At 72.3% G+C, this 13,150-nt stretch carries 16 protein-coding genes; 9 read left to right on the forward strand and 7 right to left on the reverse strand.

All coding sequences use genetic code 11. The features are described from left to right. The first annotated feature begins 172 nt into the window (after window positions 1-172). The 3 genes from ACFO4E_RS24165 (at window position 173) to ACFO4E_RS24175 (ending at window position 1,591) form a co-directional block, all read left to right on the forward strand. Window positions 173-448: an ATP-binding protein gene (locus tag ACFO4E_RS24165; RefSeq protein ID WP_378578553.1), complete on the forward strand. Its 276-nt coding sequence runs from the start codon at window positions 173-175 to the stop codon at window positions 446-448. 12 nt (window positions 449-460) lie between these two features. Next, complete coding sequence (locus ACFO4E_RS24170) at window positions 461-997, forward strand: hypothetical protein (protein WP_378578554.1); 537 nt, start codon at window positions 461-463, stop codon at window positions 995-997. Window positions 998-1,225: 228 nt separating this feature from the next. Further along, the gene (locus ACFO4E_RS24175) at window positions 1,226-1,591 is read left to right on the forward strand and encodes a hypothetical protein (protein ID WP_378578556.1); all 366 of its coding nucleotides are present in this window, start codon (window positions 1,226-1,228) and stop codon (window positions 1,589-1,591) included. A 114-nt stretch (window positions 1,592-1,705) separates the two neighbouring features. Here ACFO4E_RS24175 and ACFO4E_RS24180 read toward each other — a convergent pair whose 3' ends face one another. Next, window positions 1,706-2,179, reverse strand: a complete 474-nt coding sequence (locus ACFO4E_RS24180) for an NUDIX hydrolase (protein WP_378578557.1) — start codon at window positions 2,177-2,179, stop codon at window positions 1,706-1,708. Between the two features lie 312 nt (window positions 2,180-2,491). Between ACFO4E_RS24180 and ACFO4E_RS24185 the strand changes: the two genes are divergently transcribed. Genes ACFO4E_RS24185 through ACFO4E_RS24195 form a run of 3 tightly spaced genes read left to right on the forward strand, consistent with a single transcriptional unit; the run spans window position 2,492 to window position 4,589 of the window. Next, the gene (locus tag ACFO4E_RS24185) at window positions 2,492-4,024 is read left to right on the forward strand and encodes a polymorphic toxin-type HINT domain-containing protein (RefSeq protein ID WP_378578560.1); all 1,533 of its coding nucleotides are present in this window, start codon (window positions 2,492-2,494) and stop codon (window positions 4,022-4,024) included. Continuing rightward, entirely contained in the window at window positions 4,024-4,317 is a 294-nt protein-coding gene (locus tag ACFO4E_RS24190) for a hypothetical protein (RefSeq protein WP_378578562.1), read from the forward strand. Before ACFO4E_RS24185 ends, ACFO4E_RS24190 begins: the two co-directional genes overlap by 1 nt. Next, window positions 4,314-4,589 (forward strand): hypothetical protein, encoded by a 276-nt coding sequence (locus ACFO4E_RS24195; protein WP_378578563.1) that lies wholly within the window; start codon window positions 4,314-4,316, stop codon window positions 4,587-4,589. The genes ACFO4E_RS24190 and ACFO4E_RS24195 overlap by 4 nt, the downstream gene beginning before the upstream one ends. Window positions 4,590-4,650: 61 nt before the next feature. Here ACFO4E_RS24195 and ACFO4E_RS24200 read toward each other — a convergent pair whose 3' ends face one another. Further along, window positions 4,651-5,913, reverse strand: coding sequence for a YeiH family protein (locus ACFO4E_RS24200; protein WP_378578565.1), 1,263 nt, complete (start codon window positions 5,911-5,913; stop codon window positions 4,651-4,653). After that, complete coding sequence (locus ACFO4E_RS24205; RefSeq protein ID WP_378578566.1) at window positions 5,913-6,065, reverse strand: hypothetical protein; 153 nt, start codon at window positions 6,063-6,065, stop codon at window positions 5,913-5,915. Before ACFO4E_RS24205 ends, ACFO4E_RS24200 begins: the two co-directional genes overlap by 1 nt. A gap of 685 nt (window positions 6,066-6,750) precedes the next feature. Between ACFO4E_RS24205 and ACFO4E_RS24210 the strand changes: the two genes are divergently transcribed. Next, window positions 6,751-8,361 carry an amino acid permease gene (locus tag ACFO4E_RS24210; RefSeq protein WP_378578568.1) on the forward strand — a complete coding sequence of 537 codons (1,611 nt, stop codon included), beginning with the start codon at window positions 6,751-6,753 and terminating at the stop codon, window positions 8,359-8,361. 88 nt (window positions 8,362-8,449) lie between these two features. On the opposite strand, the gene ACFO4E_RS24215 is transcribed toward ACFO4E_RS24210, so the two are convergent. Then, window positions 8,450-9,301 (reverse strand): metallophosphoesterase family protein, encoded by an 852-nt coding sequence (locus tag ACFO4E_RS24215; protein WP_378578569.1) that lies wholly within the window; start codon window positions 9,299-9,301, stop codon window positions 8,450-8,452. 140 nt (window positions 9,302-9,441) lie between these two features. Here ACFO4E_RS24215 and ACFO4E_RS24220 point away from each other — a divergent pair, with 140 nt between their 5' ends. Further along, on the forward strand, window positions 9,442-10,164 hold the full coding sequence (locus ACFO4E_RS24220) for a helix-turn-helix domain-containing protein (protein WP_378578571.1): 723 nt from the start codon (window positions 9,442-9,444) through the stop codon (window positions 10,162-10,164). 97 nt (window positions 10,165-10,261) lie between these two features. Continuing rightward, window positions 10,262-10,810, forward strand: coding sequence for a TIGR03086 family metal-binding protein (locus ACFO4E_RS24225; RefSeq protein WP_378578572.1), 549 nt, complete (start codon window positions 10,262-10,264; stop codon window positions 10,808-10,810). A 30-nt stretch (window positions 10,811-10,840) separates the two neighbouring features. On the opposite strand, the gene ACFO4E_RS24230 is transcribed toward ACFO4E_RS24225, so the two are convergent. From ACFO4E_RS24230 to ACFO4E_RS24240, 3 genes are all read right to left on the reverse strand, one after another. Beyond that, on the reverse strand, window positions 10,841-11,314 hold the full coding sequence (locus ACFO4E_RS24230; RefSeq protein ID WP_378578573.1) for a MarR family winged helix-turn-helix transcriptional regulator: 474 nt from the start codon (window positions 11,312-11,314) through the stop codon (window positions 10,841-10,843). Window positions 11,315-11,403: 89 nt separating this feature from the next. Beyond that, window positions 11,404-12,078, reverse strand: a complete 675-nt coding sequence (locus ACFO4E_RS24235) for an alpha/beta hydrolase (protein WP_378578575.1) — start codon at window positions 12,076-12,078, stop codon at window positions 11,404-11,406. Further along, entirely contained in the window at window positions 12,075-13,043 is a 969-nt protein-coding gene (locus ACFO4E_RS24240; RefSeq protein ID WP_378578576.1) for a ring-cleaving dioxygenase, read from the reverse strand. Before ACFO4E_RS24240 ends, ACFO4E_RS24235 begins: the two co-directional genes overlap by 4 nt. Window positions 13,044-13,150: the final 107 nt, after the last annotated feature.

Genomic DNA, 13,150 nt, shown 5'->3' on the forward strand with positions numbered 1-13,150 from the left:
TGGATAGGTCATGCATTGATCACTAGAGAGCCCGTTGCATTGAAAGGTGCACGGCGGGTTCGGGTCGGGGGCCACTGGAAAAGGAGCGGCATATTGTTGCAACCTCGCCAGTGGCCTACCGACACTCGAGTACACCGCGTCGGGGCGCCCCGAGGGCGAAGTGGTCCGGGCGTTGCTGCTGCTCGCTCCCGACCGGCTCCGGCTGGAGGTCACCGACAGCGGGCTCACCGAGCGGCGGCCCGCCATGGCGTCGTCGGCCGCGCCCGACTGGTTCGAGAACGAACGCCACCGGGGCCTCTTCCTCGTATCCGCCTTGGCGCTGGCCTGGGGCCACCGGCCCGTACTCGACCATCCGGCGCTGAACCTGGGCCTGACCGTATGGGCCGACTTCACCCTCGATCCGGCGGCGATCCCCTCCGGCCTTCCACCCTTCGTCCATGCCGGCTAAGGAGCCCCAGCCATGACACGCACCGAGACCGCCGTCCCGGAAGGGCGGCACCGACGACCGCACCGCGAGGGGGCGGCATCGGAACGGGCCTCCTCCGGCGACATGGGCGAGCTCGCGACGCTCGTCCGGAGGCTGGCCGCCGTCCGGCCCGACATCCTCACGCCGGTGCCCGTCTCGCCGGTGTCCCCCACCGTGGCGCGCTCGCCCTCTTCTCCTTCTCCGCCTTCCCCTTCGTCCTCCCCGTCTCCCACCCGCGAGGTCGCCCCGCTCGCACGGGAGCGGCCCGCCCGCGACGACAGGGACACCCTCAACCGGATCGCCGAGTTGCGCGCCATCGCCGCCGGGCGGCATCGACCCGGGACGTACTGGCCCCTTCACGCCGACGATCGCTTCCGTGCCCGCATGCGCCGGCCGTCGCGACTCCGCCGCGCCGTACGAAGGCTTCCGCGCTTCGCGCATCACGCCTGTGCGGTGGCCGGGGCCTACGTGCTCGGGGACGGTGCCCTGACCGCGCTGATGCTGCTGTCGTCCGTCCCGCTTGGCCGATGACGGCCACCCGCGCCACCGGCAGGTGACCGTTTCCTCCCCTTACCTCCCTCGGACTGCCGCTTTCACGGAGGCGCGAGAATTCGGACACCGTGCGGCGGGAGTTAAGGATGTTGCGATATCCGTGGTCACGTGTATCTTGCCGCTCGTCACGTGCCTACAGGGGCGAGTGGCAGCGCGTCCAGCCGCGCCCCATCCGTGAGACCCACCCCACTGGGAGCAGAGAAGATCATGGCCGAATTCGCGAAGTTCCATCTCTCCGGCGACATCGAGGACGCCCGGACCGTGCTGCTGGACGTGCTCGGACAGCACGGCTACCGGTTCTCCTGGGAGACCCCCACCGCCGGCCTGGCCGAGAAGGGCAGCAAGGCCAAGGCCATGCTCCTCGGCGCCCTGTCCATGCACTACAAGTACAGCCTCGGCCTCCAGGCCAACCCGGACCAGAGCGTCACCGTGTCCATCGCGCTGGGCAACACCGGCGTCGCGGGCGGGGCCATCGGGTTCTCGAAGGTCCGCAGCGAGCTGGACACCCTGTTCACCGCCGTCCGGCAGGCGTACGAGATGAAGGGGCTCCTCCGCCACGTCGAAGCGGGCTGAGTCGCGCATCCGGGCCGGGCGGGTGGCGGGCGCTGATCCGGCGTCCGCCGCTCGGCGTGGCCTCGCCCCCCGCCCGCGATGGTGGACGGCCCGGGCAGGATGTCGGCCCCGGCCTCAGTGGCGGATCAGGCCGCCGACCGGGACGGGGGCGACGTGGCCGGTCGCCGGAAGGGTCTGCGCCAGGGCGAGGCCGATGTCGACCAGCGATGATCGGCGCAGGCCGGTGACGTCGGGGATCGGCGTCCAGACCGACCCTGCGGTGTCGCCGTTCGGCTCGGGCCGGAGCCGGCCGCCGGTGATGCGGGCCCGGTAGAAGACGCCCACGTTCTGGTGCTCCGGACCGCCCGGGACGGTGCGCTCGGCCGCGGGGATCACCCTTGAGTCCACGCCCAAGAGGCGTTCGACCACCGCGTCGCAGCCGGTCTCCTCGGCGACCTCCCGGATCACCGCGTCGAACGGGTCCTCCCCGTGCTCGACCCTGCCGCCCGGAAGAGTCCAGGTGCATCCACCCTCGGGGGAGACGCAACGGGTGAGCAGCACCCGCCCGTCCCCGATGCACACGGCGTAGGCCGCCAGCCGGAAACTCATGCCCGCACCTCCTCACCGGACGCTATCCCGACGTCCGGGATCCGCGCACCGCCACGGCTCTCCGGCCGATGCCGGGACGGGTTCGCGGTCCAGGACGGCCGCGGCCGCGCGGGCGCGCCAGCGGAGGGCCGCCCCGGCTCGGCCCGCCGGGCGGTCAAGGACAGCGGCCCCCACCGGCTCTACCGCCCGAGCCCGTGACACCCGATTGGGCCCGTGGGCCCTGTTCACCCGAGGGCGCCCCTCTCTACAGTCGAGAATTGCGACGGGCCTGTCCGGATGGCCCTCGCGCAGAGGGAGTCCAGGGAGTCGACGTTGCGGTGGGTATGGCGGGCGCAGTCCGACTCCGGCGCGTTCAAGGCCGAGTACGCGGCGCTGATCATGCTCATCGCGGTCGTCACGGCGGCCGTCGTCGCGATGGGGCTGCCCACCGAGGTCCGGTCGCTCTACGACACCGCGCTGTGCCGCGTCGAAGGTGACGACGACTGCGAGACGCTCGCCGACGGCGGCCAGGACACCGGCGACAGCGACGGCACCGGCGACAGCGGTGGCGACGGTTCCGGCGACGACCCCACCGCCGAGCCGTCCCCCGGAACGGACGGCGAAGGCGACGGCGAAGAGGGCGGTGAGGGCGAAACCGCGGACGACCCCGACGAGATCGAGCCCGTCTTCAACGACCCCCTCATCGATCCCGAGGTCGCGGACGCACAGGACGCCCTGGACGAGGCCGAGGCCGAGCACGCCGCCGCCCAGGAGGAGTACGACGGCATCGACGGCGAGCTGATGACCCTCCTCGGCGAGATCCTGGGCATCGAGGACGCCCGCAAGTGCATCACCGAGGGCGACATCATCGCCTGCATCTGGACCGTCATCGGATTCGCACCGTGGGGCAAGGGCGCCAAGCTCATCGCGAAGTCCCCCAAGATCCTGCGCCTGTGGAACCGCTGGCGCCGGGTCAGCGGGCGCCTCGACACCGCCGCCGACAACCTCGACACCGCGTCGTCCACGCGCAACCGGCTGCTGCGGGCCTGCGAGGCCAACAGCTTCTCCGCGGGGACCCTGGTCCTCATGGCCGACGGCACCCGCCTCGCGATCGAGGACGTCACCGAGGGCGATGCCGTCCTGGCGACCGACCCCGCCACCGGCACCACCGGCCCGCGCGCCGTGACCGGCCTCATCACCGGTTCCGGGAGCAAGGACCTCGTGGAGATCCGGGTCAACGCCGACGGCCGGGCCGCCGGAGCCGTCACCGCGACCGCCGAGCACCCCTTCTGGGAGGAATCGGACGGGACCTGGGTCACGGCCGCCGAACTGCGGACGGGCGACACCCTGCGCACCGCCGAGGGCGACGCCGTCTCGGTGGCCTCCACGTCGGCGTCGACCATACGCACGAGCGTCTACAACCTGACCGTGGACGACCTGCGCACCTACTACATCTCCCTTCCCGGTACCGCCGCCTCCGGCGCGGGCGCCGCGGGTCCCGCCGGCGGCTTCACCGACGTCCTCACGCACAACGCCGGGCCGGGCTGCGGCGACATCTGGATGGACCCCAACCGCATCGAGCACCACTTCAAGCACGCCGCGGACTTCGGAGTGACGGGCAAGTGGAACAAGCAGACACGGGTGCAGTACCTGGAGGCCCTGGGGCACTTCATGCGCAGCCCCAACAACCGGAAGATCACCGGGACCTACCGGGGGCAGCCGGCCCACCACTACGTCGACCCCGACACCGGGCAGCACGTCAGTGTCGCCGCCGACGGGCCGGAGGTTGGCAAGGTCATCGCCGCCTGGAAGACTGACCCGGGCGACCCCCAGCTCGAATACCTGCTGCGTGATGGAGTGCTCTGATGTCCGCCGCCGTCCGTGAGGCACTCGTACCGTTCCGGGTGTGCATATCCGCGTTCCTCGGCGATCGGCTGAAGGCGGCGGAGTTCAGCGCGGTCTTCTTCGACCTCGCGCGGACCTCCAACACCGGTCTCTCGCGCGATGCGTACATGCTGGTCAACGAGGCGATGCACGTCGCCGACAGCTACACCGACAAGCCGCACCTGCTCGGCGGCGACCTCATCGACGCGCCGACCATGCGGGAGCGCATCACCGACATCGACGCCCGTCTCGACGATCTGGTGGGGCCCGCATGATGCCGTCTCTGGGCGCGCTCGCGACCGCCTATGCCGAGGGCCGACTGCGTCGCGGCGAGTTCGCCGTGCTCTTCGGCACGCTCTACGAGGTCACCCTCCGCAGCTCCGCCACCTGGATCGACGACCCGGCGCAGGCGGAGGCGTTCGCCGAGGTCTACGCCCACCTCGGACGGCCCGCGGACCCCACCCGGGACGACACCGCCCCGGACGCCACCGCAGGGGACGACCCCCTGCGAGCGGCGGCCCGCCGCGCCGCACACGCCGCCGAATAGCCCTGCGCGCCCCCGGCCCCCAGGGGGTAGGGGCCGGGGCGGCGCAGGGCCGGGGCCGGGCTCACACGGTGAAATCGGCGAAGAGCAGGACCGCGAGGAGCAGCCCGAGCGTCAGGTTGATGACCGTCGCGATCGCGAAGACGCCGATGGGACGCCAGCCCGCCTCCTTCAGGGACCCCGCCCGGAACTCCAGGCCGATGCTGGTGAACGCGGCGATGAGGAACCAGTCGCGCAGCGCGCGGGCCGTCTCCAGGCCCGGTTCCCCCGCGGTGCCCGTCGTCGTCGCCCAGACGGTGGCGATGACCGACGCCGCGAGGAACCCGAGGACGAACTTCGGGAAGCGGTCCCACAGCGTGCGCAGGCCGGGGCGCTCGACCGCGGGGGACGGGCCCTCCGCACCCGCGGCGGCGGTGCCGGCCGATGCCGCGGCGGCCTGTTCGGCCGGGGCGACCCGGAAGGTGAAGTAGGCGGTGAGGGCAACGGCGACCACCCCCATCAGCACGTTCTGGGTGGACTTCACGATGGTGGCGATCTGGAGTGCGTCCTCGCCGACGATCGCGCCCGCCGCGGCGACCGCCGCCGTTGTGTCGATGTTGCCGCCGATCCAGGCCCCCGCCTGCGGGCCGGTGAGGCCCAGGACGCCGACCAGCCAGGGCAGCAGGAAGATCGACGGGACCGCGAAGAGGATCACCAGGCTGGCGGTGTAGGCCAGCTGCTCCTTCTTCGCCTGGACCGACCCCGCCGCCGCGATCGCCGCGCTCACGCCGCAGATGGACACGGCGGAGGCGATGAGGGCGCGCAGCCGGTCGTCGAGCCCGAACCGGCCGCCGATCCACCAGGTCGCCAGGAAGACGAGCGTCACCAGCGCGAGCGACTGGACGATGGAGGGGAGGGCCGCGCGGACGATGACGTCGAACAGCACGGTGGAGCCGAGGAGCACCAGGCCGGTCTTGATGAAGAACTCGGTGCGGAAGCCCCCGGCGAGCCGTTCCCGCAGGCCGCCGAAGGACAGCGCGAGGTTGCCGAGCAGGCCGAGGATGATCGCGTAGACGGGGTACTCGACGGCTTCGGCGAACCCGCCCACGGCGGTACCCGCCGTGGCCTCGGGGACCGCGGTCTCCAGGTAGCGGGTGACCGCGGCCAGGACGAGGACCACCAGAACGCCGGCCGCCGCCCACGGCCAGGCGGCCGCGGTTCCGGTGCCGGGCGACGGCGTTGCGCCGGGGGTGTCGGGAGCGGTCGCCCGGCCGGGCCCAGCGGCACCGGATGCGGAGGCGGAGCCGGGAGAGGGGGCGGGGTCCGGCGCGGTGGTGTCGTCGGGCATCAGGGCACCAGCCCTTCGGGGATGACGCCGACAAGTGAGACCAGGAGGAGGACGAGGCCGACAATGGTCGCCGCCCAGTCCTCGCCGATGCCGTAGGGCGCCGTCCTGCGCTTCTTCGGGGCGGCCTCGGGGCCGCTGCCGTCCGTGCTCATCGTGACCTCGCGTTCGGCGACGCCGTCGCCGCGGGTGGGGGAAGGGTCTGGAGGGTCCCGCCGGTACTCGTCGTCCGGGAATCCAGGACGAATAATATACTAAACCTACTTTTTTAGTATAGTTACGCACGGCATCGTCCCGGACACACGACACCGATACGGATGACGAGCCGTTCACGCCCCGGCCCCTGCATCCGCTCGGGACGCACGGCTCCTTCGCCCCGTCGAAACCGCCCGTTCAAGGGCTCAGGCGACGATAGGAACACACGGGCCCGCCGGAGCGCCGGCGAACACCCCCGAGTGGCAGGCGGGGCGTCGGCCCGAACCGCGCTCGACCCGGACCCGAGCCGTCGGCGCAAGGGTGATGGGACCCGGTCCCGGCGGCCATCCGATCCCACTCAAGGGCACGCGACGGTGCGGAGTCACCCCGCTGCGGGGCGTCGTCATTCGTCCGATCGGACAATGGCGTTCCCGAACTGTAGTGGAATGGAACAGCTCATCTCGACCTTCGCAGGCGTACGGTGCGGGAAAACAGTGACGGTCGGCACTTTTCGGTGAATCGGGCGCCGCGGGCGGTTCGTCCCCACGAGCAAGGCGAGCCACACGACCCCCGTGAGCATGCGGATCGTCCGTCCCCCGGGGAGCCGCCGCGCGCACCCTCGCAGATGTGACAGGTGGAATCCATATGGCATCCGGTCAGCAGAGTCTCAGCCCTGGAAGGGGTGTCTTCCGGCGCAAGCCGATCGACAGCGTCGAAGACCCGGCCGAGGGCGGCGGCCTCGCCAAAGCCCTCGGCCTGTGGCAGCTCACGGCGATCGGTGTCGGCGCCATCATCGGCGCCGGGGTGTTCTCCCTGGCCGGGGCGATCGCCAACGAGACCGCCGGCCCCGCGGTCCTGTTCTCCTTCCTGATCGCGGGCGTCGCCAGCGCCGCCGCCGCGTTCTCCTACGCCGAGTTCGCCGGGCTCATCCCGCGCGCCGGGTCCGCCTACACCTACGGCTACATCGTGCTGGGCGAGATCGTCGGCTGGTTCATCGGATGGGACCTGCTGCTGGAGTACATCGCGATCGTCTCCGTGGTGGCCATCGGGATCTCCGGCTACTTCGACTTCTTCCTGAACGGGATCGGCCTGTCACTCCCCCTGTGGATGTCGGGCGCCCCGGGCACCGAGCCCGCCGGGGTCCCCGACGGCAGCTACAAGGTGAACCTCTTCGCCGTGCTGCTGTGCCTGGGCATCGCGTTCCTGCTCACCCGCGGCGTGAAGAACGCCGCGCGGTTCGAGACCGCGTTCGTGATCCTCAAGGTCGCGATCGTCGGCGTGATCATCGTGGTCGGCGTGTTCTTCGTGGACACCGCGAACTACGACCCGTTCTTCCCCTTCGGCGTGGCCGGGACCCTCTCCGGCGCGGCACTCGTGTTCTTCGCGGTGTTCGGCTACGACGCCATGAGCACGGCGGCCGAGGAGTCCAAGGACGCGCAGCGGCACATGCCCAAGGCGATCATCTACTCGCTGGTGATCTCCATGGTCCTGTACGTCATGGCGTCGCTGGTGCTCACCGGCATGCAGAACTACACCGAGATCGACCCCACCGCCGGGTTCTCGGCGGCGTTCGCGTCCGTGGGCCTGGGCTGGCTGGCCAACCTCATCGCCATCGGCGCCGTGCTGAGCATCCTCACGGTGATGTTCACCTTCATGCTCGGCGCCACCCGCGTGTGGTTCGCGATGAGCCGCGACGGCCTGCTGCCGAAGTGGTTCGCCAAGACCGACCGCAAGTACCACGTGCCGGTCCGCGTCACCTGGATCGCCGGCGTCCTGTCGGCCCTCCTGGCCGGCTTCTTCCCCATCCTGGAGGTCGCGGAGCTGACCAACATCGGGATCCTGTCGGCGTTCGTCGTCGTCTGCATCGCGGTGATCGTGCTCCGCTACAAGCGCCCGGACCTGCCCCGCACGTTCCGCACCCCGGGCATGCCCGTGGTCCCGCTGATCGGCGTGGTGTTCTCGCTGTGGCTGATCAGCTTCCTGGGCTGGCACACCTGGTGGCGGTTCGGAATCTGGCTGCTGATCGGCCTGGTCGTGTACTTCGCCTACTCCTACCGCAACTCCAACATGAACCGGGTCGAGGCGACGTCGGGCGGCGGCGCGCCGCCCGCGGGAACGCCGGCCGGGCCGCCCTCGGGCGACGGCGGCAGCGGTGACGGCCGTGACGGCGCTGCCGACGGCACGGCTCCGGGAGGCGGCGACTCCGGGGGATCCGGCGGCGGCGCCGACTCCGGAGGGTCGGCGTCAGGATCCTGACCAGCCGTGTTCCGGCTCCGCGGCCGGCCGGGCGCAGTCGCGCCCGGCCGGCCGCGGCCGTTCTTGGCCGTTCGTGGCCCCTCCGGCGTCAGGACGCCGGCAGGACGGTGTGGATGCGGTGCTGCGGGATCGGCCGGCGGCGCCACTCGCGCGGATAGCCGAGCGACACCTCCTGGAACCGCACCCCGTCCTGGTAGGTGGTCCTCGGGATGTGCAGGTGGCCGTAGACGACGGCCACGGCGTCGTACTTGGTGTGCCAGTCGGCCGTGCGCACGGTCCCGCACCACTGGGCGAACTCGGGATAGCGCAGGATGTCGGTCGGGTGGCGCACGAGCGGGTAGTGGTCGACCAGCACCGTCGGCCCGCCCACCTCCGACAGCCGGCGCTCGCTGTAGTCGATCCGGGCCGCGCACCACGCCTCACGGGTCGGGTAGGGGTCGGGGTGCAGCAGGAACTCGTCGGTGCACACCACCCCCGTGCCGTGCGCGTAGGCGAGCCCGTCCTCCTTGTTGTCGGTCCCGGGCGGGTGGAACGAGTAGTCGTAGAGGGTGAAGAGCGGGGCGATGGTCACGGGCCCGCCGGCGCCCTCCCAGACCGGGAACGGGTCCTCCGGCGTGTGCACCCCGATCTCCCGGCACAGGGCCACGAGGTGGTCGTAGCGCTCGGCCCCGCGCAGCTGGACGTCGTCGTGGCGGACGGTCCACAGGTCGTGGTTGCCGGGGACCCACACCACCTCGGCGAAGCGCTCGCGCAGCAGGCGCAGCGCCCAGCCGATGTCGGCGACGGTCTCGGCGACGTCGCCGGCCACGATCAGCCAGTCCCCCGGTGTCCCCGGCTGTAGCGCCTCCACGATCTCCCGGTTCTCGGCGTGCGACACGTGCAGGTCGCTCAGTGCCAGCAGGCGCGGTCCTGCGGGGCCGGCGGTGTGCGGTTGGGCCATGTACGCTCCCGGTGCCTCTCAGGCGGTGACTGTGCGCATGGTCCAGTCTGGGCCACCGGCCCGTGCGTGACGACGCCGCACCCCCCGCACGGATTGCGGACGGCCTGCCCGCGCCCGGAGCAACGACCTAAAGTGGGCCCATGACCTGGTATTCGCCGTCGCCGGTCGCCCGCGACCTGGCGCCGGACCTGGTGACCGGCTGGACCGCGCGCATCGAGGGCACCCACCGCCTGGTCCCCGACGGCTGCGTCGACGTTCTGTGGATCGACAACGGCAGGATCGTGGTGTGCGGCCCCGAGACCGCCGCGTGGTCCTTCCGGCTGCCGCGCGGCACCGAGGCCGTCGGCGTCCGGTTCCGGCCCGGCCGGGCGGGGGCCGTCCTGGGGTTCGACACCGCCGACGTCCGCGATCGCCGGATCCCCTTGGAGGACGCGCTCGGCGGACGCGCGCAGCGCCTGCTGTCGGAACGCCTTGGCGACGCCGCGCCCGCGGCGCGCGCCGGGATCCTGGAGGAGCACGTGCGCCGGTGGCTGGCCGACGCCCCCGCCCAGGACGACGCCACCGCGGCGGTGGCGAGCATGCTGGCGCGCGACCCCGCCACGACGGTCGCCGGCCTGGCCGCCGCCACCGGGCTGAGCGAACGCCAGCTGCACCGCCGCTGCACGGCGGCCTTCGGGTACGGCCCGGCGACCCTGCGGCGGATCCTGCGCCTCCAGCGGTTCCTCGGGATCGCCCGCCATCCGGCCGCACCGGTGGACCTCGCGCGACTCGCCGCCGCCGCGGGCTACACCGACCAGCCGTACCTGTCGCGCGACTGCCGCGCCATCGCCGGATCGAGCCCGCGCGAGCTCATCGGCCGCTGAGCACGGATCCGAGGGCGGACATCCGCGGTCCACAGGCTGTGGAGAAGATGTCCGATCCGTACACGACTCCCGCCGCGGCATCGGTGACCATGAAGCCATGAGCGAGATCTCCGCGCGCTACCGCGCCCTTTCCGCAGAGTTCACCCGGCGCGTCCAAGCCGTGCCCGACGAGCGGTGGGAGGACCCGTCGCCGTGCGAGGGCTGGACCGCGCGCGACGTCCTGCGCCACATGCTGGACAACCACCTGAACATGCCCGGCCACGCCGGGGTGAAGCTGGAGCTGACCCGGTCGGCCGACGACGACCCCGAGGGCGCGTGGGCCGAGGCCCGCGACGCCATGCAGGCCGTCCTGGACGACCCCGCCCGCGCCGGCGCGGAATACGAGGGGTATTTCGGCCGGACGAACGTGGCCGACACCGTCGACCGATTCCTCGGCTTCGACCTGCTCGTACACGCCTGGGACATCGCCCGCGCCACCGGTCAGGACGAGACCCTGCCGGCCGACCAGGTGCACCGGTACTTCACCGAGATCCGGGGGCTGGGCGACGCGATGCGCTCGCCCAATGTCTGCGGACCGGAGGTGCCGGTGCCCGACGACGCCCCTGAACAGGACCGGTTCCTCGGCTTCATCGGCCGCACGCCCTGACGCTCCCGGCCGCGGCCACCGCGGGAGCGGTCAGGGGCGGGGTTCGAGCGCACCGGCCTCCAGGGCGCTCATGATCTCCCCGAGCACCGCGGCCTGCTCCGGGGTGAGGCGGTCGAAGAGCCGCGCGCGCACCTTGCTGACGTGCCCGGTGGCCGCCTCGTCGAGCAGGCGGGCGCCCTTGTCGGTGAGCACGGCCCAGGATCCGCGGCGGTCCTCCGCGCAGGTCTCGCGGCGGACGTGCCCGGCCTGCTCCAGCCGGGCGATCTGGTGCGACAGGCGGCTCTTGGAGACGATCACGCTGTCGGCGAGGCCGCGCATGCGCATCCGCCGCCCCTCGGCCTCGGACAGGCTGACCAGGATGCCGTATTCGACGAGGGTCAAGCCGTTGCGTTCCTGGAGGTCGCGGTCGAGCTCCTGCTCGATCTGCGAGTTCGCGCGGAGAAAGCTCCGCCAGGTCCGCTGTTCATCCGCATCGAGCCACCTGACCCCGTCCATGGTGGTCATCGTACTTCGTGGCGCCCGCCCGCTCCGCCGTGCGGCGGGCCGGTCCGGCGGCTCCGCGGCGGTGCGCGGAGCCGCTCCGGAGCCGCCGCTCACCGGGGGCCCGTGCCGCTCGGGCGGGCGGCGCCGTCGGCCGCGGCCAACGCGTCGAGCCAGGTCCGGGCGTCGGCGAGCACCGCGGGCGGCAGCGCGTGCCCTCCCGGGTGCTCGTGCAGCCGGACGTCGGCGCCGCGGTCCGACAACTGCCCGGCGAGCAGGCGCGCCTGGTCGATCGTCGTGATGGGGTCGGCGGTTCCGGCCCCCATGAAGACCCCGGTTCCGGACAGATCGACCCGGTCCGGATCCCGACCCTGGAGGGGCGCCGCAGCGGCGAACAGCGCTGCGCCGCGCAGCAGGCCGGGCCGGAGCAGCAGGGTCGCCGCCGCGATGTTGGCGCCGTTGGAGAAGCCGACCGCGACCAGCCGGCGCGGTTCCAGGCCGCGGTCGGCGACGGTGGCCGCGATGAACTCCGCGAGTTCGTGCGTGCGCGCGATGACGTCGTCGACGTCGAAGACGCCTTCGCGCAGCCGGCGGAACCAACGGTTGGCCCCGTTCTCGTCGACCCGGCCCCGGGGCGACAGCAGCGCCGCCCCGGGATCGAGCGCGCGGCCGAGCCCGATGAGGTCGTGCTCGTCGGCGCCGGTCCCGTGCAGCAGGACGAGGGTGGGCGCGCCCGGCCGCTCGGCGGGCCGGAAGACGTGGGGGAAGTCGGTGGCCACCGGGGTCACGCCCCGTCCTGGACGGCGCCGGAGACGGCGAGGCCCGGCAGGTGGGCCTCGATGCGCTCGCGGTCGGGCTCCAGCCACGGCGGGAGGCGCAGGCTGCGGCCGAGCTGGAGCAGCGGTTCGTCGTAGTCGAACCCGGGGCCGTCGGTGGCGATCTCCAGCAGCACGCCGCCGGGCTCGCGGAAGTAGATGGAGGTGAAGTAGGACCGGTCGCGGATCTCGGTCACGTCCACGCCGTCGGCGGCCAGGGAGCGGCGCCAGCCGTCCTGGGTGGTGCGGTCGGGGGCGCGGTAGGCGACGTGGTGGACGGTGCCGGCCGCCACCAGCCCGCGGGCGGCGCCGGGCGCGGCGACGACGTCGACGACGGTGCCCACGCCGGCCGCCGCGTCGCCGGTGTGGAAACGGAGGCGGTCGCCCTCCTCCGCGGCGAGCCGGAAGCCGAGGCGCCCGTTGAGCATGTCGGCGGTGCCGTCGGGGTCGTGCTCGGTGAGGGTCACGGCGCGGATGCCGCGGATGGCGTGCTCGACGGGCACCCGGCCGCCGTCCCACGGGTCGGTGTCATGGGTGTCGGCGGCGGCGACGAGTTCGAGGACGAGGCCGTCGGGGTCGCGCAGGGTGAGGACGTCCTCTTGGAGGCGTTCTGCGGGGCGGGTGGCCGCCACTCCGAGGGCGGCCAGGTGCCGCTGCCACCAGCCCAGCGAGCCCTCGGGCACGGAGAAGGACGTGGTGGTGGCCTGGCCGGCGCCGAGCCGGCCCTTGGGCGACCCGGGCCACGGGAAGAACGTCATGATGGTGCCGGGGTTGCCCGCCCGGTCGCCGTAGTAGAGGTGGTAGGTCTCGGGGGAGTCGAAGTTGACGGTCTTCTTGACCAGCCGCATCCCCAGGGCGTTCAGGTAGAAGTCGGCGTTGGCCTGGGGATCGCCCGCGATCGCCGTCACGTGGTGGATGCCTGAGGGACGCACGTCCATGTCGGTCTCCTGTTCATCCGGGTCCGTGCCTGCACCCTAGTGAACAGTTGAAATTTAAACAATATTTCCGGTCCGCCCGGCGACGAGGACTGTTTCCCCGGACCGGC

Source organism: Nocardiopsis mangrovi (assembly GCF_042653925.1).
GTDB classification, from domain to species: domain Bacteria; phylum Actinomycetota; class Actinomycetes; order Streptosporangiales; family Streptosporangiaceae; genus Nocardiopsis_B; species Nocardiopsis_B mangrovi.